This window comes from Kitasatospora sp. NPDC087861 (assembly GCF_044742585.1).
In the GTDB taxonomy this organism is placed as follows: Bacteria; Actinomycetota; Actinomycetes; order Streptomycetales; family Streptomycetaceae; genus Kitasatospora.
In genome coordinates this window covers 1-16,559 of record NZ_JBIUUS010000052.1, presented here as the reverse complement: position 1 = coordinate 16,559, position 16,559 = coordinate 1, and the positions used below count along the sequence as shown (strand labels likewise).

Sequence of the window (16,559 nt, the reverse complement as noted above, 5' to 3'; positions counted from 1 at the left end):
GGTGCTCATTCCGGAACTCCCACGGTGGCCCGGTCGAGTTGCGGCAGGCGGCCCCACTTGCCCGCGTGCCAGGGTTCCTGGTTGTCGCTGGGCCAGGCCCGGAACGGCCGGCCCAGCTCCTGGCAGAGGTACTGCGCGGCATACCGGCCGCTGGTGGCGGCGCGGATCAGGCCGCCGAGGGCCGTCCACTGCCCGGCCATGGAGAAGCCGCGCAGGCCGGGCAGCCGCATCCGGTCCCGGTTGACCAGACGGTTGGCGGCGTCCTCGGCCTCGGAGAAGGCCTGCCAGGCGAGGATGCTGCCGTAGGTGTTGCCGGTGAAGCGCTCGGTGGTCACCGGCGAGGCGACGTCGACCAGTTCGATCCGGCGGCCGAGCCCGGGGTACGTCCGCTCCAGGAACTCCCGGACGAACGCGGCGACGTCCTGCTTGCGGGCCCGGTAGGCGCGGCGGTCCGCGACCCGCAGGTCCTTCCAGGAGCGGTAGTCGCTGAAGTAGGTGCAGTGCAGCACCGACTTGCCGGGCGGCGCGAAGCCGTCCGCGTAGGCGGAGCGCAGCTGGACGACCAGGCTGTGCTGGAGCGAGCCCGGCAGCCGGGCCCCCTGTTCGGCCGACAGCAGGTAGGTGGTGCTGTGCGGTTCGCCCGCCGGCAGCGGGCCGTCGATGCCGACGAAGGCGGAGACCACGGCCGGGTAGAGGTTGCCGGGCTTGTCGAGCAGTTCGCCGTACAGCCGGTCGACGGTGGGGCTGGAGTACCGGCCCTCCAGCAGCCGGTCGATGACCGTCGGACCGTCGCAGGCGGCCACCACGTGGTCGGCGAAGTGCCGTGATCCGTCCCGGAGTTCGACACCGATCGCACGGTCGCCCTCGACCAGGATCCGCTCGGCCCGGCAGCGGTAGCCGATCGTCCCGCCGAGCGAGGTGTAGCGCTCCTCCACCGAGCGGGCCAGACCGAGCGAACCGCCCTGCGGGAAGCCCGCGTTGCCGTTGTGCGCGGCGGCCAGGGTGTACAGGTAGGGCAGCAGCGGGAAGCCGGCCGGCTCCTGCAGGAACATGTTGGGCAGCGCCCGGCGCAGCAGCGGGTCCTGGAAGCGCTCGGCGAAGCCGCTCATCGGGGTCGTCGCGGTGCGCCAGAACAGCCGGAACGCGGGCAGTACGGTGCGCAGGGTGCGCAGCCGTTCGGCCGCGCTGCGCAGGGGTGGCGGGGTGAGGTCCCAGGGCAGGTCGATGGCGGCGAAGCGGCGCAGGTCCCGGCAGAAGGCGCGGATCGGCCTGGCGTCGCCGGGGGCGGTGGCCAGCAGGTGCCGTTCCAGCCGGTCCGGGTCCCCGAAGAAGGTGACGGCGCGGCCGTGTTCGTCGACGACGCGGTTGAACACGTCGAAGCGGGTGATGGACTTGCCGTCGAGGGCGCCGAGTTCGCGCCACACCTGGTGCGCGCCGGTGCCCTCGGCGGTGCCGATCAGCCAGTCGATGCAGTAGTCGAACAGGTAGCCGTGCCGGGACCACGCGGTGCAGCAGCCGCCGGGCAGCGAGTGCTTCTCGAAGATCCGGGTCTCCAGGCCGCTCATCTGCGCGTAGCAGCCGGTGGCCAGGCCGCCGATGCCGGCGCCGATGACGATGACCCGGGGCGGGCCGCCGGGGGCCCGCTCCCGTTCGGACCAGTCCGGTCCGCGGTCAGGCCCGGCCATCGGCGGTGCCTCCGGCCAGGATGGCGCCCGCGAGTTCGGCGTTGCGGGCGGCGAACTCGGCGTCCAGCATCTCGGCGTGGCTGCCGTGGCCGGCGTAGACGGCGGTGCCGGCGGTGGAGGCGCCGTGCCAGGAGCCGCGTTCGCCGCCCGCGTGCAGCGCCAGCCGGTCGGGTTCGCAGAGCACGTTGAGCGGGGCGTCGACGGCGCCCAGGTTGGGCGTGCGGCTGCAGAACTCCAGGTAGTCCCGGGCCTGTTCGAGGGTCTCCTGGGCGACGATCCGGGAGCCGGTGTGCCGGTGCAGGTGTTCGTGGAGTTCGCGTTCGAACACGGCCAGGTGCTCCGCGCCGAGGTCGAAGGGCTCGGGGATCCGGTAGGAGTCCACCACCAAGACGGAGGCGACCGTCCGGCCACGCCGTTCGAGCTCCCTGGCCACCTCGAAGGCGAGGTTCCCGCCGAGCGAGTAGCCGAGCAGGACGTACGGTCCCTCCTCGTACAGTTCCTCGACCAGGTCGGCGTAGCGGGCGGTCTTGTCGTCGCCGGTGAGGTAGTTGAAGGCGGCGAGCCGGTGGTCGGGCAGGTGGGCGGCGAGCTGGCGGTAGACCAGGCCGTGGCCGCCGGCCGGCGGGAAGCAGAAGACCGTCCGCTCCTGCGGCGCGGCGGGATTGAACCAGAGGTACGGCTGTCCGCCGGCGACCTCGCCGGTGATGATCTGCTCCAGTGTGCGGGCCATGCCGTGCAGGGTGGTGACCTTGAAGAGCAGGCCGACCGGGATGCTGATGTTGAACTCGGTCTGCAGGTGGTGGATCAGCTCGATCAGCCGGATGGAGCTGCCGCCGAGTTCGAAGAAGTCGTGCTGGAGGCCGACCTCCTCCACGCCGAGCAGGTTCTGCCAGTGCTCGGCGGTGCGCTGCTCGTAGAGGGTGACGGGCGGTTCGTGCCGTGCGCCGCCGGTGTCGACCCGGGGTTCGGGCAGGGCGGCCACGTCGACCTTGCCGTTGGGGGTGAGCGGCAGGGCGGGGAGTTCGGTGAGGTGGGAGGGGATCATCACGGTGGGCAGGTGCTCGGCGAGGTGGCGACGCAGCTCCCGGCGGTCCAGTGCCGCCCCTTCGGCGGGTACCAGGTAGGCGGCCAGCACGCTCTCCCCGGTCGCGTCCTGGCGGACCGTCACGCAGACCTGGGCGAGTTCGGGGCGGGCGGCGAGGTGGGCCTCGATCTCGCCGATCTCGATCCGGTGGCCGCGCACCTTGACCTGGTTGTCGATCCGCCCGAGCAGGTGGGCGGTGCCGTGGGTGTCCCAGTGGCCGAGGTCGCCGGTGCGGTAGAGCCGCGCGGGCGGGCCGTCGAGCTCCAGGGCGGTGAAGCGCTGGGCGGTCTGCTCCGGGTCGTTGGGGTAGCCGGCCGCGACGCCCGCGCCGCCGATCCACAACTCGCCTGCCACGCCTGGCGGTACCGGTTCACCGTACGGGTCGAGGATGTACAGCGTGCTGTTGGGGAACGGCCGTCCGATCGGCACCATCCGGCCGGGTTCCAGCGCGTCCGCCGCGCCTTCGTAGTAGCTGGTGTCGATGGTGGCCTCGGTCAGGCCGTAGGAGTTGACCAGCCGGGTGTCCGGTCCGCACAGGGCGCGCAGCCGCTGGTGCTCGGCGGTCTTCCAGGAGTCCGAGCCGACGACCAGCAGCCGCAGGAAGTCCAGCCGCAGGCCCTCGCGTTCGCAGTGGGCCAGCAGGGCGCGGGCGACGGCGGGCACGAACTCGCCGCAGTCGACGGCCTCCTCGCGCATGGTGCGGTGGAGCCGGGCGGTGTCGAACAGCAGGTCGCGGTCGACCAGGACGAGGGTGCCGCCGGTGCTCAGCGCCCGGGCGAGGTCACCGGAGAACACGTCGAAGGCGGTCCCGGCCATCTGCAGGTGCACCCGGGCCTCGGTGTCGAGGCGGTACTCGGCGCGCCAGCCCGCGGTGACGGCGGCCAGGTTGCGGTGGTCGACCCGTACGGCCTTCGGGCGGCCGGTGGAGCCGGAGGTGTGGATGACGTAGGCGGGGCGGTCCGGGTCGGCGGCGGGCAGCGGGCCGGTCTCGGCGGCGGGCTGGTCGAGGTCCTCCAGGGTGACCGGCCGGGCGGGCAGTTCGGCGCCGTGCGGGTTCCGCTCGTCGACGACGACCAGGGCGGCGCCGGCGTCGGCCACCTGGTAGGCGAGCCGGTCGGCCGGGTGGCCGGGGTCGAGCGGCAGGTAGGCGGCGCCGGCCCGCCAGATCGCCAGCAGGGTGACGATCAGCTCGGGCGACTTGCCCAGGCAGACCGCGACCACCGAGCCCTCCCCGACGCCGAGTTCGCGCAGCCGCAGGGCCGTCCGCTGGGCCCGCCGGTCGAGTTCGCCGTAGCTGAGGCGGCGCACGCCGGCCGGGCCGGGGGCGGTGACGGCGATGGCCTCGGGGTGTTCGGCGGCGGCCTTGGCGATCAGTTCGGGCACCGGGGTGTCGTGGTCCAGCCGCCGGTCGGCACCGCTGAACCCGGTGAGGATGCGGCGGCGCTCGGCCTCGTCGAGCATCCGCAGCCGGCCGACCGGGCGATCGGCGCCGGCCCGGGTCATCGTGTCCAGCAGATTGCGGTAGTGCGCGGCCAGCCGCTGCACGGTGGCGGACTCGAAGAGGTCGGAGTTGTACTTGAACACGCAGTGGAAGCGGCCGTCCGCGCGGTCCTCGTAGGCGGACAGTGTGAGGTCGAACTGTCCTTCCTCCTCCGGGAGTTCGATGTAGTCCAGGCGGTATCCGAAGCGCTCCACGGCGACCTTGTGGGTGAGCAGGATGAACATCGCCTGGAACACCGCCGAGCGGCTGGGGTCGTGCTGCAGCCCCAGCTGCTCGACCAGCAGCGGGAACGGGTACTCCTGGTTGTCCAGGCCGCCGAGCACGCTCTCCCGCACCCGGCCCAGCAGGTCGGCCACGGTCGGCTCCCCGGCCAGGCTGACGTGCAGCGGCAGCGGGTTGACGAAGTAGCCGTAGACGGAGGCGAACTCCTCCTGGGTGCGGCCGGTGACCGGGCTGCCGACCACGATGTCCTGCTGCCCCGACCAGCGGTGCAGCAGCAGGTAGTAGGCGCTGAGCAGCACCATGAACGGGGTGGCGTGGTGCGCGCGGGCCAGCTCGTGGACGCGGGCGGTCAGGTCGGCGTCGAGCTGGAAGAACTCGGAGGCGCCGTTGTGGGTCTGCACCGCCGGCCGGGGCCGGTCGGTGGGCAGCGCGAGGACGGGCATCTCCGACGGCAGGTGGCCGCGCCAGTAGTCGAGCATCCGCCGGGCGTCGGGGCCGGCCAGGAAGCGGTTCTGGTGGTTCAGGAAGTCGAGGTAGCGGGCGGCCACGGCGGGGAGTTCGGGGGTGGCGCCCTTGCGCAGCGCCTCGTAGACCTCGAACAGCTCCTCGATGAAGGTGAAGGTGGAGATCGCGTCCGAGACGATGTGGTGGACGGCCTTCATCAGCACCCAGCGGTCCGGTCCGCGCCGGAACAGCCGCAGCCTGACCAGCGGGTCGTTCGCGAGGTCGTACGGCCGGCGGTACTCGGCGACGATCAGCTCGTGGATCTCCTCCCACGAACGGCCCTCGACGTCGAACAGCCGGGTGTCGGCCACGACCTCCGCGCGGATCCGCTGGACCGGCCGGCCCTCCTCGGCGGTGAAGGCGGCCCGCAGCCCGGGGTGCCGGGCGACCAGCGTGCGGAAGGCGGCGAAGACCAGCTCCGGTTCGAGTTCGGCGCGCACCTCCACGGCGCCGCCGATGTTGTACGCGAAGCCGTCCGGGTGGAGCTGGCGCAGGAACCAGAGCGCCTGCTGGTTGTGGGTGAGCGGGTAGCGGGACTCGTCGGTGTACAGCTCGACCTCGGCCGACACCGGGCCGCCCTCGTCGGCGAGCCGCTCGGTCAGGCCCGCGCCGAGCAGGTCGACCAGGTCGCCGACGGTGCCGTTGCTGAGCAGCGCCACCACGGGCAGGGCGACGCCCAGTTCGCCGTGCACCCGGGCCCGCAGCTCCATCGCGAGCAGCGAGTCCAGGCCGTGCGCGCCGAGCCTGGTGTCCAGGTCGATCCGCTCGACGCCGATCCGCAGCACGGCCGCCGCGGCGGCGGTGAACCGCTCGGCCACCAGCTGCCGCCGGGCCAGCGGATCCGCCGTGCGGTAGGCGTCCAGGAAGCCGCCGGTCTCGGCGGGGGCCTGCTCGGCGGCGGCCGCGGCCAGCTCGGCGACCAGCGGCGGCGGCGCGGGGTACCAGGCGAGGAAGGTCGGCCAGTCGACCACGGTGGCGACCAGCAGCTGGGCGCGGTCCTGGCCGAGGACGCGCTCCAGCACGGCCGTTCCGGCATCCGGCGGGAGCGAGCTCATGCCGCGGGCGTCGCGGTAGTGGGCGACCAGGCCCAGTTCCTCGATCATGCCGGTGGCCCACGGGCCCCAGTCGAGGCTGAGCGCGGGCAGCCCGGCGGCCCGGCGGTGGTGGGCGAGGGCGTCCAGGAAGGCGTTGCCGGCCGCGTAGTTGGTCTGCCCGGCGGTGGTGAGCAGCGAGGCGACGGAGGCGAACAGCACGAAGTGGTCGAGCGGTTCGTCGCGCAGCAGCCGGTGCAGCAGGTGGCCGCCGACCACCTTGGGGGCGTACCCGGCGTCGAAGGCGGCCCGGTCCATCTGCGGGACCAGCACGTCCTTGACCTGCCCGGCGAGGTGGAACACACCGCGGATGGGCGGGAGTTGGCGCTCACGGTAGTCGGCGAGCCAGCCGGCGAGGGCCGCCTCGTCGGTGACGTCGATCGGAGCGAGCAGCGGCGAGGCGCCGAGTGCCTGCAGTTCGCGCAGGAAGGCGATCCGCCGGCCGGCGGCGCTGTCGGGGTCGGTGTGCGGCCACTGCGCGGGCTCGGGCAGCGTGGTGCGGCCGACCAGGATCAGCCGCCGGGCGCCGCGCCGCACCAGCGCGCGGCAGAGCAGCCGGCCGAGGGCGCCGAACGCGCCGGTGACCAGGTAGCTGCCGTCGGGGCGCAGGACCGGCGACAGCGGGCGGGTGAGTCCCTCGGCCTGGCGGAGCCGGCTGGTGCGGCGCCGCCCGGCCCGCAGGGCGATCTCCTGCTCGTCGCGGGCGGCGAGTTCGCCGAGCAGTGCCTCGGCCTGGTCGAGGGGCTCGACGGCGGGGTCGAGGTCGATCAGGGTGCCGCGCTGGGCTACGAGTTCCTGCTGCCACAGCACGCGTCCGATGCCCCAGGCGGGTGCGCCGAGCGGTTCGACCCGGTCGCCGGGGGCGGCGGCCTGGGTGCCCCGGGTGACGATGTGCAGCCGGGCGTCCGGGCGGGCGGTGGGCAGGGTCTGGGCGAGGGCGATCAGCGCGTACGCGCCGAGGCCGGCGAGCTGGTCGAGCCGGTCGGCCGTGGTGGCGTCGAGAGCGGGCTGGTCGAGGTTCCAGAGGTGGACGACGGTGCGGTAGCCGGGGTCGAGGTCGGCGAGGAGCCGGGTGAGGTCCTCGGCGGAGTCGGGGCGGACGGTGCTGTGCCCGTCGCCCGGCTGGTAACCGGCGCCGGGCCGGACCAGGTGGCAGCGGGCGCCGCGCTCGGCCGCCAGCGCGGCGAGGCGTTCCGCGAGGCCGCCGGCGTCGGCGAACAGCAGCAGGTCGCCGGGGTCGTCGGCGGCGGGCGCCACCGGGGCGTCCACCCAGGCGAGTTCGGTGAGCCAGCCGTCGATGGTGGCGAGGCCGACCGAGGCCGGGGCCTGGGCGACGTCGGCGGCGCGGAAGCCGGTGATCCGGCCGAGCGGGGTGCCGTCCTCGGCGTAGAGGGCCAGGTCGCCGACGATCTCCTCGCCGCCGTCCCGGGTGACGGTGGCGTGCGCCCAGATCGGCCGGTCGCCGATCTCGTCGAGCCGGACCTCCTCGATGGACACCGGCAGCCGGACACCGCCGCCCTCGGGCGCGAGCAGCCGGGTGGTGAGCAGGGTCTGGAAGCAGGCGTCGAGCAGCACCGGGTGCAGGTGGTGGTCAGCGGCGTCGGGGCCGAGCCGGCCGGTCGGGCTGATCCGGGCGAGCGCCTCGCCGGGGCCGACCCACACCTCCTGGATGGCCTGGAAGGCGGGCCCGTAGTCGTAGCCGCGGGCGGCGAGGCCCCGGTAGCAGTCCGGGCCGTCGAAGCGCCGCCCGTGCGAGCGGATCGCCTCGGCGTCCAGTGCCGGCCCGTGGGCGCGGCGCTGGCCGACCCGTACCCGGCCGCCGGCGTGCACCACCGGCTCGCCGCCGGCCGGGGTGGAGGCGATGGTGAAGCGGGCGTCCTCCGGGGCGTAGCCGAGCTGGACGGGAACGGGCTCGGTGTCGGAGAGGAACAGCGCCCGGTTCAGCTCGACCGCGGCGATCACCACATCGGTGCCGCCGGTGAGCGCGCGGACGGCCTGGGCGGCCATCTCCAGGTACCCGGCCGCCGGGAAGACGACCTGGCCCTCGATCCGGTGGTCGGCCAGGTAGGGCAGCCGCTCGGGGTCGAGCGCGGTGCTCCAGGCGGGCTGGGCGCTCCCGGTACGGCGGCCGAGCAGCGGGTGGTCGACCTCGCCGAGCCGGACCTGCCGGACGGCGGGCGGCTCGACCCAGTACCGGTCGCGCCGCCACGGGTAGCCGGGCAGCGGCACCGGCCGACCGCCCGGGTGCAGCGCGCTCCAGTCCACCTCGGCGCCCAGGGTGTGGAGTTCGGCCAGGCTGCGGGTGAAGCAGGCGGACTCATCGGTGCGCCGGCGGATGGACGGCAGGGTGTGCGCGCCGTCGACGCACTCGCGGATCGCGTGGCCGAGCACCGGGTGCGGGCCGAGCTCCAGGAACAGGCCGTGCCCGTCCTCGGCCATCCGCTCGACGGCGGCCCGGAAGCGCACCGGGTTGCGGACGTTGCGCCACCAGTACTCGGCGTCGAGTTCGGGGCCGCGGGCGAGGCCCTCGCAGGCGGTGAGGTAGAGCGGCAGCCGGGCCTCGTTCGGCTTGAGCACGGCGAGCGCGGCGGTCAGTTCGTCCCGGATCGGGTCCATCCGCACGCTGTGGTAGGGGACTTCGACGTCCAGGAAGCGGGTGAACACCTCCTGCCCGCGCAGTTCCTCGGCGAGTTCCCGCAGCGCGTCGGTGTCGCCGGCCAGGGTCACGGTGGAGGGGCTGTTGGCGGCCGCCAGCGAGACCCGGGTGCGGTACGGGCGGATCCGCCGCTCCGCCTCCGCCTCCGGGAGGCCGACGGCGAGCATGGTGCCGGTGCCGGCCAGCCGCTGCTGCAGGCGGCTGCGGGCCAGCACCACCCGGACGGCGTCGGCCAGGTCGTACACCCCGGCCTCGTGGAAGGCGGCGACCTCGCCGGTGCTGTGCCCGACCACCGCGTCGGGGCGTAGGCCGTGGCTGCGCCAGAGTGCGGAGAGGCCCAGCTGGACGGCGAAGTTGGCGGGCTGGGCGAGCCAGGTCTCGGTCATCCGCGAGTCGGCCTCGTCGCGGTGCATCTCGTCGAGCAGCGACCAGCCGGCCTGCTCGCGGATCTCCCGGTCGCAGGCCTGGACGGCCGCCCGGTAGACCGGCTCGTTCTCGTACAGGCCCCGGCCCATGCCCCACCACTGCGGGCCCATGCCGGTGAACACCCAGGCGAGGCGCCGTTGCCCGCGCTCCCGGACGCGTCCCCGGACGACCCGGGGGTGCGCCTCGCCGAGCTCGTGGGCGGCCAGTGCCTCGTCCAGTTCCTCCTGCGTGGAGTAGACCACCGCGAGCCGCTCGGGCAGGTGCTGGCGGCGGTGGGCCAGGGTGTGGCCGAGGTCGGCGAGCGGCACCCCGGCGGCGAGCTCCTGCCGGACGCCGGCGGCGAGTTCGGGCAGCCCGGCGGCGTCCTTGGTGCTCAGCGGCAGCACCGTGCAGGCCGGCTGCGGAGCCGGGGCGGCGGGCGCGGGGCGCGGCGGCTCCTCCAGCAGGACGTGCGCGTTGGTGCCGCCGAAGCCGAAGGAGTTGACGCCGGCCCGGGCCGGCCCGTCGTGCTCGGGCCAGTCGACCGGGGTGGTCGGGATGTCGAAGGGCAGCGCGTCCAGGTCGATGCCGGGGTTGGGCCGCTCCAGGTTGAGGTGCGGCGGGATCCGCCGGTGCTCGAGGGCGAGGGCGGTCTTGATCAGCCCGGCGACGCCGGCCGCGGCCTCGGTGTGCCCGATGTTGGTCTTCACCGAGCCGACGTAGCAGCGGGCGCCGGGGCGGCGGCCGATGCCGAGCACCCGGCCAAGCGCGGCGGCCTCGATCGGGTCGCCGACGGGGGTGGAGGTGCCGTGCGCCTCGACGTACTGCAGGCTGCCGGGCAGCACCCCGGCCTCGGCACACACCCGTTCGATCAGGGTGACCTGGGCGTCCGCGCTGGGGACGGTGATGCCGTTGGTGCGCCCGTCCTGGTTGACGCCGCTGCCGAGGATGACGGCGTGCACCGGGTCGCCGTCGCGCAGCGCGTCCGACAGCCGCTTGAGGACGACCACACCGACGCCCTCGGCCCGGACGTAACCGTCGGCGGAGGCGTCGAAGGCACGTGAGCGGCCGTCCGTGGAGAGGAAGCCGCCCTTGGTCTCGGCGATCGTGTACTGCGGCGCCATGTGCAGCAACGCACCGCCGGCCAGCGCGAGTTCGGTCTCGCCGCGGAGCAGGCTCTGGCAGGCGAGGTGGACCGCGACCAGGGAGGAGCTGCAGGCGGTGTCGATCGACACGCTGGGGCCGCGGAAGTCGAAGCAGTGCGAGATCCGGTTGGACACCATCGTCATCATGGTGCCGGTGGCGGTGTGCGCGGCGAGCGTGCGGAAGTCGAGGTCGGCGAACTGCAGGATCTTGTAGTCGAGGGTGAAGGCCCCCATGTAGACGCCGACGTCGCAGCCGGCCAGTTCGCCGGGGCGCAGGCCGCCGTCCTCCAGGGCCTCCCAGCTGACCTCCAGGAGCTTGCGCTGCTGCGGATCCATGTGCTCGGCCTCGCGCGGGCTGATGCCGAAGAAGTCCGGGTCGAAGGTGTCGAAGCCGTCGATGTAGCCGCCCCGGCCGCCGATCAGGCGCCCCGGTTTGGACCGGTCCTGGCTGCCGAGCGTGCCGGTGTCGTAGCGGTCGGCGGGTGTCGCGGTGAGACAGTCCCGACCTTCGACGAGGTTGCGCCAGTAGGTCCGGTGGTCGTTGGCGTGTCCCGGCAGGCGGCAACCGATGCCGGTGATCGCGATCCGGTCACAGGGCGCGGCGAAGGGCGAGGTGGTCATGATCCAATCCGAGGGTGAGGGCGTGGCGGCGCGGACACGGGCGGAGGAGGCGGCCTCGCCGGCCGAGTCAGACGGACGGCTCGGTGGTCTTCATCCGGCGCCAGGGGTGCAGCAGGGTGGCGCCCAGCTCGCCGGTGGCCGGGAAGGCGGCCGGATCGGCGAGGCCGACGGCGGTGGGCACCCGGCCGGGGCGCCAGGTGAAGCTGCCGAACACGTGGTCCCACAGCGAGAGGTCGGAGGCGTAGTGCCCGGCCTCGGCGAGGTCGGTGCTGTGGTGCAGTCGGTGGAGCTCGGGGCCGGCCAGCAGGTGACCGAGCACTCCGAGGCGGACGTCGATGTTCGCGTGAACGAAATACCCCTGCGCAAGAATGAATATTCCGACCGCGAACACAGATTCCGCCGAGAATCCGATCAGCGCCAGCGAGAGTTGCACCACGGACTGCGCGACGAACACGTCCAGGAAATGGTTCACACCGTTGTTCGCCACATTCACCTTGTCCGGCACGTGGTGTACGCCGTGCAGACGCCAGAGCCAGCGGTTGTGGTGCGACCAGCGGTGGACGAGGTAGTCGCCGAGCGAGCCGACCAGCAGTGCGAGTGGGATCTCCACCGCGAACGGGAGTGCCGGACGGGCCGGCCCGAGCACCTCCACCAGCGCCGTCACCAGCCCCTGGGCGAGTGCGCCGCCGGCCATGCTCAGCACGAAATATGCGGCGTACCAGCCGAGTTCACGCCTGCTCGGATGCCAGTCGGTCCGGTACGGGATCACCCGTTCCAGCACGGCCAGGTACCCGAGGATTCCGATCAGCACGAGCGGGGAGACCCGGTCGGGCTCCCAATGGAAGTGCAGCGTGGCGACGGCCGTGCACAGCACCCCTAGGAGCAGAAGCGGATGAGCGAGCCGGCGTGCAATGGCGGACAGCACACGCCCCCTTGGTTATTCGCGGGCTAACGACTGGAAACGTCAGAGACTCTAGCGGGACCCGTCAGCCGGTGCAGTCATTCGACGTGTTAACGCCATGAATGACCCGATCGGCGGAAGATCTGTGCACAAAGTTGACGTTTGACCGGAGTGAAGGGGGCGCGTTCGTCAGTATGCGCGAGAGAGACCGGCGCGCGGGCCGGTCAGATCGTGCGCCGAGCGCAGGTGCGCGCCCCCGTCGATCCCGTCCGTCCCGTCCGGTGGAACCCGCGCCCGCCCGGCACGCGAGGCCGCCGGTCAACTTTTCCGTCCGACCAGGCCGACCGGGTGACGGCGGCCCGGGTCGCACCCGGCCCGCGGACGGCGCGATCGCCGCCGACCGTCACGATCCGGCCAGCTCCGCCAGCCGCCGCGCCGTGTCCGGCCGATGCGCCGCGAGGCGGTCGCGCAGGCCGCGCAGCTCGTACCCGACCAGGGCCGGCAGGGCCTCGACCGGGGCGGTCTCCAGAGTGGGCCCGAGCAGTTCGACGGCCGTCCGGGGGTCGTGCGCGCAGGCGTGGCAGTCCGCCACCCGGACGGTGAACAGCAGTCGGCTGGCGGGCAGCTGCGCCGGGCCGAGCAGATCGAGCGCGGTCTCGGCGGCGGTCAGCGCGCGCCGGGCCAGCCGGGGGTCGTCGACGACCGCGGCGAGGTCGCGCAGGGCGGCGGCCGCGCCGGACTCCACCCGCAGCCGCATCGAGGCGATGGAGAGCCAGGGCGCGTCGTCCTCGTCCCGGGCACCGATGTGGTCCAGGTGCAGCCGGGCACGGCCGAGGTGCCGGACGGTGGCCCGGACGTCGCCGGTGAGGGCGAGCGCGCGGGCCTGGCCGATCTGGCCCATCGCGCCGGACCAGTGCCGGCCGGGGGCGGCGCGGCCGATCTCCCGGGCGTAGCCGAAGGCTGCGGCCGGGTCGCCGTCCAGCCGGGCGAGGGTGCTCATGTCGCTGAGCGCGGCGACCTGGGTGGCCTGGTCCCCGGCCAGCTCGGCCCAGGCGAGCGCACGGTCGAAGCAGGCCATCGCGGTGGCGTTGCGGCCGCCCTGCATCCGCAGCGCGCCCGCGGCGTGGGCGTGTTCGGCGGCGAGGCGGGCGAGCGGGCGGCGCTGCGCCGCGGAGGCCGCGGCGAGCCGGGCGAGCACGGCCTGCAGGGTGCGTTCGACGGCGGGGGCCAGGCCCGGCAGTCCGCCGGTCTCGCCGGAGCGCAGGTGGGCGGCGAGCAGCCCGGTCAGGGCGTGTGCGGTGGCGGCGTCCAGGGGCGGCGCGGCGGCCGGGTCGGCGGCGCAGAACTCGGCGTGCAGGGCCGCGAGTTCGACCGGGTCGGGGACGTCACAGCCGTCGGCGCCGTGCAGCGGGCAGAGCAGGCCGTAGTCGGGCAGCCGCGGTGGCGGCTGGGCGGGGGCGGTCCGCCGGACCGGGCCGCCGGGCCCGCTCGCGGCCGTGGGCAGCGGGGGCCGCAGCAGGCCCGGCGCGAAGGCCGCCAGGGAGGGCAGCTCGGCGGTCTCGGCACGCTGGCAGGCGGCGCGCAGGTCACCTCCCGCGCCGAGAAGTTCGTCGATCCGGTCGACGATCCGCGGGGTGACCCGGCGGGCGCCGTGCTCGATCTTGCTCACCGCGGTGTGGTCGTAGCCGATGCCGGCGCCGAGTTGGGCCTGGGTGAGGCCGGCCCGGCGCCGCCAGTGGCGCAGCCGGGCGCCGAAGTCCCGCCAGGCGTCCGGGTCCTGGGCGGGCGGCGGGGAAGGCCGGGAGGGAGGCGCGGACGCCCGCGCCGCGGCCACGCGGTTCCGGTGCACGGCTGCCTCCTCCGGTTGGACCCCCGGGCCTGTCGCGGACCTCCCGACGATGAGGACGGTACTCGATGGCACCCGGTCCGTACATGAGGTGGTCTCAACCACCTGGAGGAAAGCCCAGCTTGACGGAATTTGCCAACCCTATGCATCGCTCGCACCAGCCATTGACCAGAGCATGACGCCATGTGAGGGTTCCGGCACCCGAGCGCGGACGGCCCGCACGGCCGTCCCCCCAGACACGGCCCTGCGGTGCGCCACCAGCCATGCCGTCCGCGGTCGAGGACCCCCACATGCGAGGAGCCTCGATGCAACGCAGAGTTTCCACAGGACGGTTGCTGACCACGGCGACCACCCTGACCGTGCTGGCCGGCATGATCGCCGCCACCGCGGGGCCGGCCACCGCCGCGCCCGCCCCCTCCCCCGCACCACCGAGCGCGCTGAGCGCCGCGGTCAACGCCGCCGACGCCGCCGCGGCGGCCGGGGTGGACGCCCTCGCCAAGAGCCCCGGCGAGACCTACGAGCGCCGGGCCGTCACCCCCTGGATCGGCGGCCTGTACTCCGTCGCGTACGAGCGCAGCTACCGCGGCCTGCCGGTGGTCGGCGGCGACGCGGTGGTGCTCGCCGACGGCCAGGGCAAGGTCCGCGGCCTCCAGTCGGCGGCCTCCGGCCCGGTCGGCGGCTCGACGACCCCGCAGGTCAGCGCGGCGAAGGCGGAGAAGACCGCCCGGACCAAGCTCGCCGGTGTGGACAAGGTCGAGTCCCCCCGGCTGGTCGTCCGGGTCAAGGACGGCTCCGGCGGCCGGCTCGCCTGGGAGACCGTGCTGACCGGCCGCAGCGAGAGCGCCCCGAGCCGGCTGCACGTCTTCGTGGACGCCGCGACCGGCGAGGTCATCGACTCCTACGACGACGTCCGCGCGGGCACCGTCAACAGCAAGTGGAACGGCCCGGCGCCGGTCACCATCAGCACCAGCGGCTCGGGCGGCTCGTACTCGCTGCGCGACCCGAACCGGCCCGGCCTCACCTGCTCCGACTACGGCACCGGCCAGGTCTTCACCAAGTCCAGCGACTCCTGGGGCACCGGCAACCCGTCCAGCAAGGAGACCGGCTGCGGCGACGCCATGTGGGCGGCCCAGAAGGAATGGGACATGCTCCGCGACTGGCTGGGTCGCAACGGGCACGACGGCAACGGCGGCAGCTGGCCGGTCAAGGTCGGCCTGAACGACGTCAACGCCTACTGGAACGGCAGCTCCATATCGATCGGCCACAGCCAGGCCGGCGAGTGGATCGCCGCGATGGACGTCGTCGGGCACGAGTTCGGCCACGGCATCGACCAGTACACCCCGGGCGGCGCCAACAACGAGTCCGGCCTGGGCGAGTCCACCGGCGACATCATGGGCGCGCTCACCGAGTCGTACGCCAACGAGCCCGCGCCGTACGACTCTCCGGACTACACCGTCGGCGAGATGATCAACCTGGTCGGCAGCGGTCCGATCCGGAACATGTACAACCCGTCGCTGGTGAGCAACAACCCCAACTGCTACTCCTCCTCCATCCCCAACACCGAGGAACACGCGGCCGCCGGCCCGCTGAACCACTGGTTCTACCTGCTCGCCGAGGGCTCCAACCCGGGCGGCGGCAAGCCCACCAGCCCGACCTGCAACAACTCCTCGGTCACCGGCATCGGCATCAAGGACGCCGGCCGGGTCTTCTACGGCGGCATGCTGCTCAAGACCAGCGGCATGACGTACAAGCGCTACCGCACCGCGACCCTGACCGCGGCGAAGAACCTGGACCCGTCCTGCACCTACTTCAACCGGGCCAAGGCCGCCTGGGACGCGATCAGCGTGCCCGCGCAGAGCGGTGACCCGACCTGCACGCCATCCGGCAACAACGACTTCTCGCTCGCGCTCGGCCCGGCCTCCGGCTCGGTCCAGCCCGGCGCCTCGACCACGGCGACGGTCAGCACCGCCGTCACCTCGGGCACCGCGCAGACCGTCAACCTGACCGCCTCCGGCGCCCCGGCCGGGGTCATCGCGACGCTCAACCCCTCGTCGGTGCAGACCGGTTCGTCCGCCACGCTGACGCTCTCGGCGTCCTCCTCGGCGGCCGCCGGCACCTACGTGATCACCGTCACCGGCACCGCCGGCGCGGCCACCCACACCGCCCAGTACACCCTGACCGTCGGCGGCGGCAACCCCGGCGGGCCCGCGCCCGACATCGACGTCGCCAAGGTCCAGGCCCACCTGGCCCAGCTGAACACCATCGCCAGCCAGAGCGGCGGCAACCGCCGGGCCGGCAGCGCCGGGCACAGCCAGTCCGTGGCGTACATCAAGGGCAAGCTGCAGGCGGCCGGCTACACCGTGACCGAGCAGACCTGCACCTCCTGCACCTACCAGTCCAACAACCTGATCGCCGACTGGCCCGGCGGCCCGGTGGACCAGGTCACCATGTTCGGCGCCCACCTGGACAGCGTCTCGGCCGGCCCCGGCATCAACGACAACGGCTCCGGCTCGGCCACCCTGCTGGAGAACGCCCTCGTCCTCGCCCAGCAGAACCCCACCCTGACCCGGCACGTCCGGTTCGCCTGGTGGACCGGTGAGGAGCAGGGCCTGCAGGGCTCGCAGTCCTACGTCGGCCAGCTGAGCTCCGCCCAGCGCTCCGCGATCAAGTCCTACTACATAGCACGCTTTCGGCGGTTCGTCCCAGCTCAGGGACTTGATCGACCATCCGGGGTCAGCAGAACGTCAGCAAGACGCCCGGGGAGCGAGATCGATCATGGCAACCACCAGCCTCATCCGCGGCATGGGTTCCTTCTTCAAGGAGTGCGAGCACCCCGAGTCCCGGTGGCCCCGGTGCCCGCACGAGTACAAGATCCGGTACCGCAACGCGGCCGGGAGG

5 protein-coding genes are annotated in these 16,559 nt (G+C 73.6%); 1 reads left to right on the top strand and 4 read right to left on the bottom strand.

All coding sequences use genetic code 11. From position 1 onward, the window contains the following. Positions 1–5: 5 nt before the first annotated feature. From ACIOJE_RS37710 to ACIOJE_RS37695, 4 genes are all read right to left on the bottom strand, one after another. Positions 6–1,685 carry an NAD(P)/FAD-dependent oxidoreductase gene (locus ACIOJE_RS37710; protein ID WP_280685196.1) on the bottom strand — a complete coding sequence of 560 codons (1,680 nt, stop codon included), beginning with the start codon at positions 1,683–1,685 and terminating at the stop codon, positions 6–8. Next, on the bottom strand, positions 1,672–10,914 hold the full coding sequence (locus ACIOJE_RS37705) for an amino acid adenylation domain-containing protein (protein WP_400782802.1): 9,243 nt from the start codon (positions 10,912–10,914) through the stop codon (positions 1,672–1,674). The genes ACIOJE_RS37710 and ACIOJE_RS37705 overlap by 14 nt, the downstream gene beginning before the upstream one ends. A 67-nt stretch (positions 10,915–10,981) precedes the next feature. Next, positions 10,982–11,839: a sterol desaturase family protein gene (locus ACIOJE_RS37700; protein ID WP_400782800.1), complete on the bottom strand. Its 858-nt coding sequence runs from the start codon at positions 11,837–11,839 to the stop codon at positions 10,982–10,984. Between the two features lie 379 nt (positions 11,840–12,218). Next, complete coding sequence (locus ACIOJE_RS37695) at positions 12,219–13,664, bottom strand: helix-turn-helix domain-containing protein (protein ID WP_400782798.1); 1,446 nt, start codon at positions 13,662–13,664, stop codon at positions 12,219–12,221. Positions 13,665–13,966: 302 nt separating this feature from the next. Between ACIOJE_RS37695 and ACIOJE_RS37690 the strand changes: the two genes are divergently transcribed. Next, the coding region (locus ACIOJE_RS37690; protein WP_400782795.1) for a M28 family peptidase at positions 13,967–16,559 on the top strand (2,593 nt) is incomplete at its 3' end.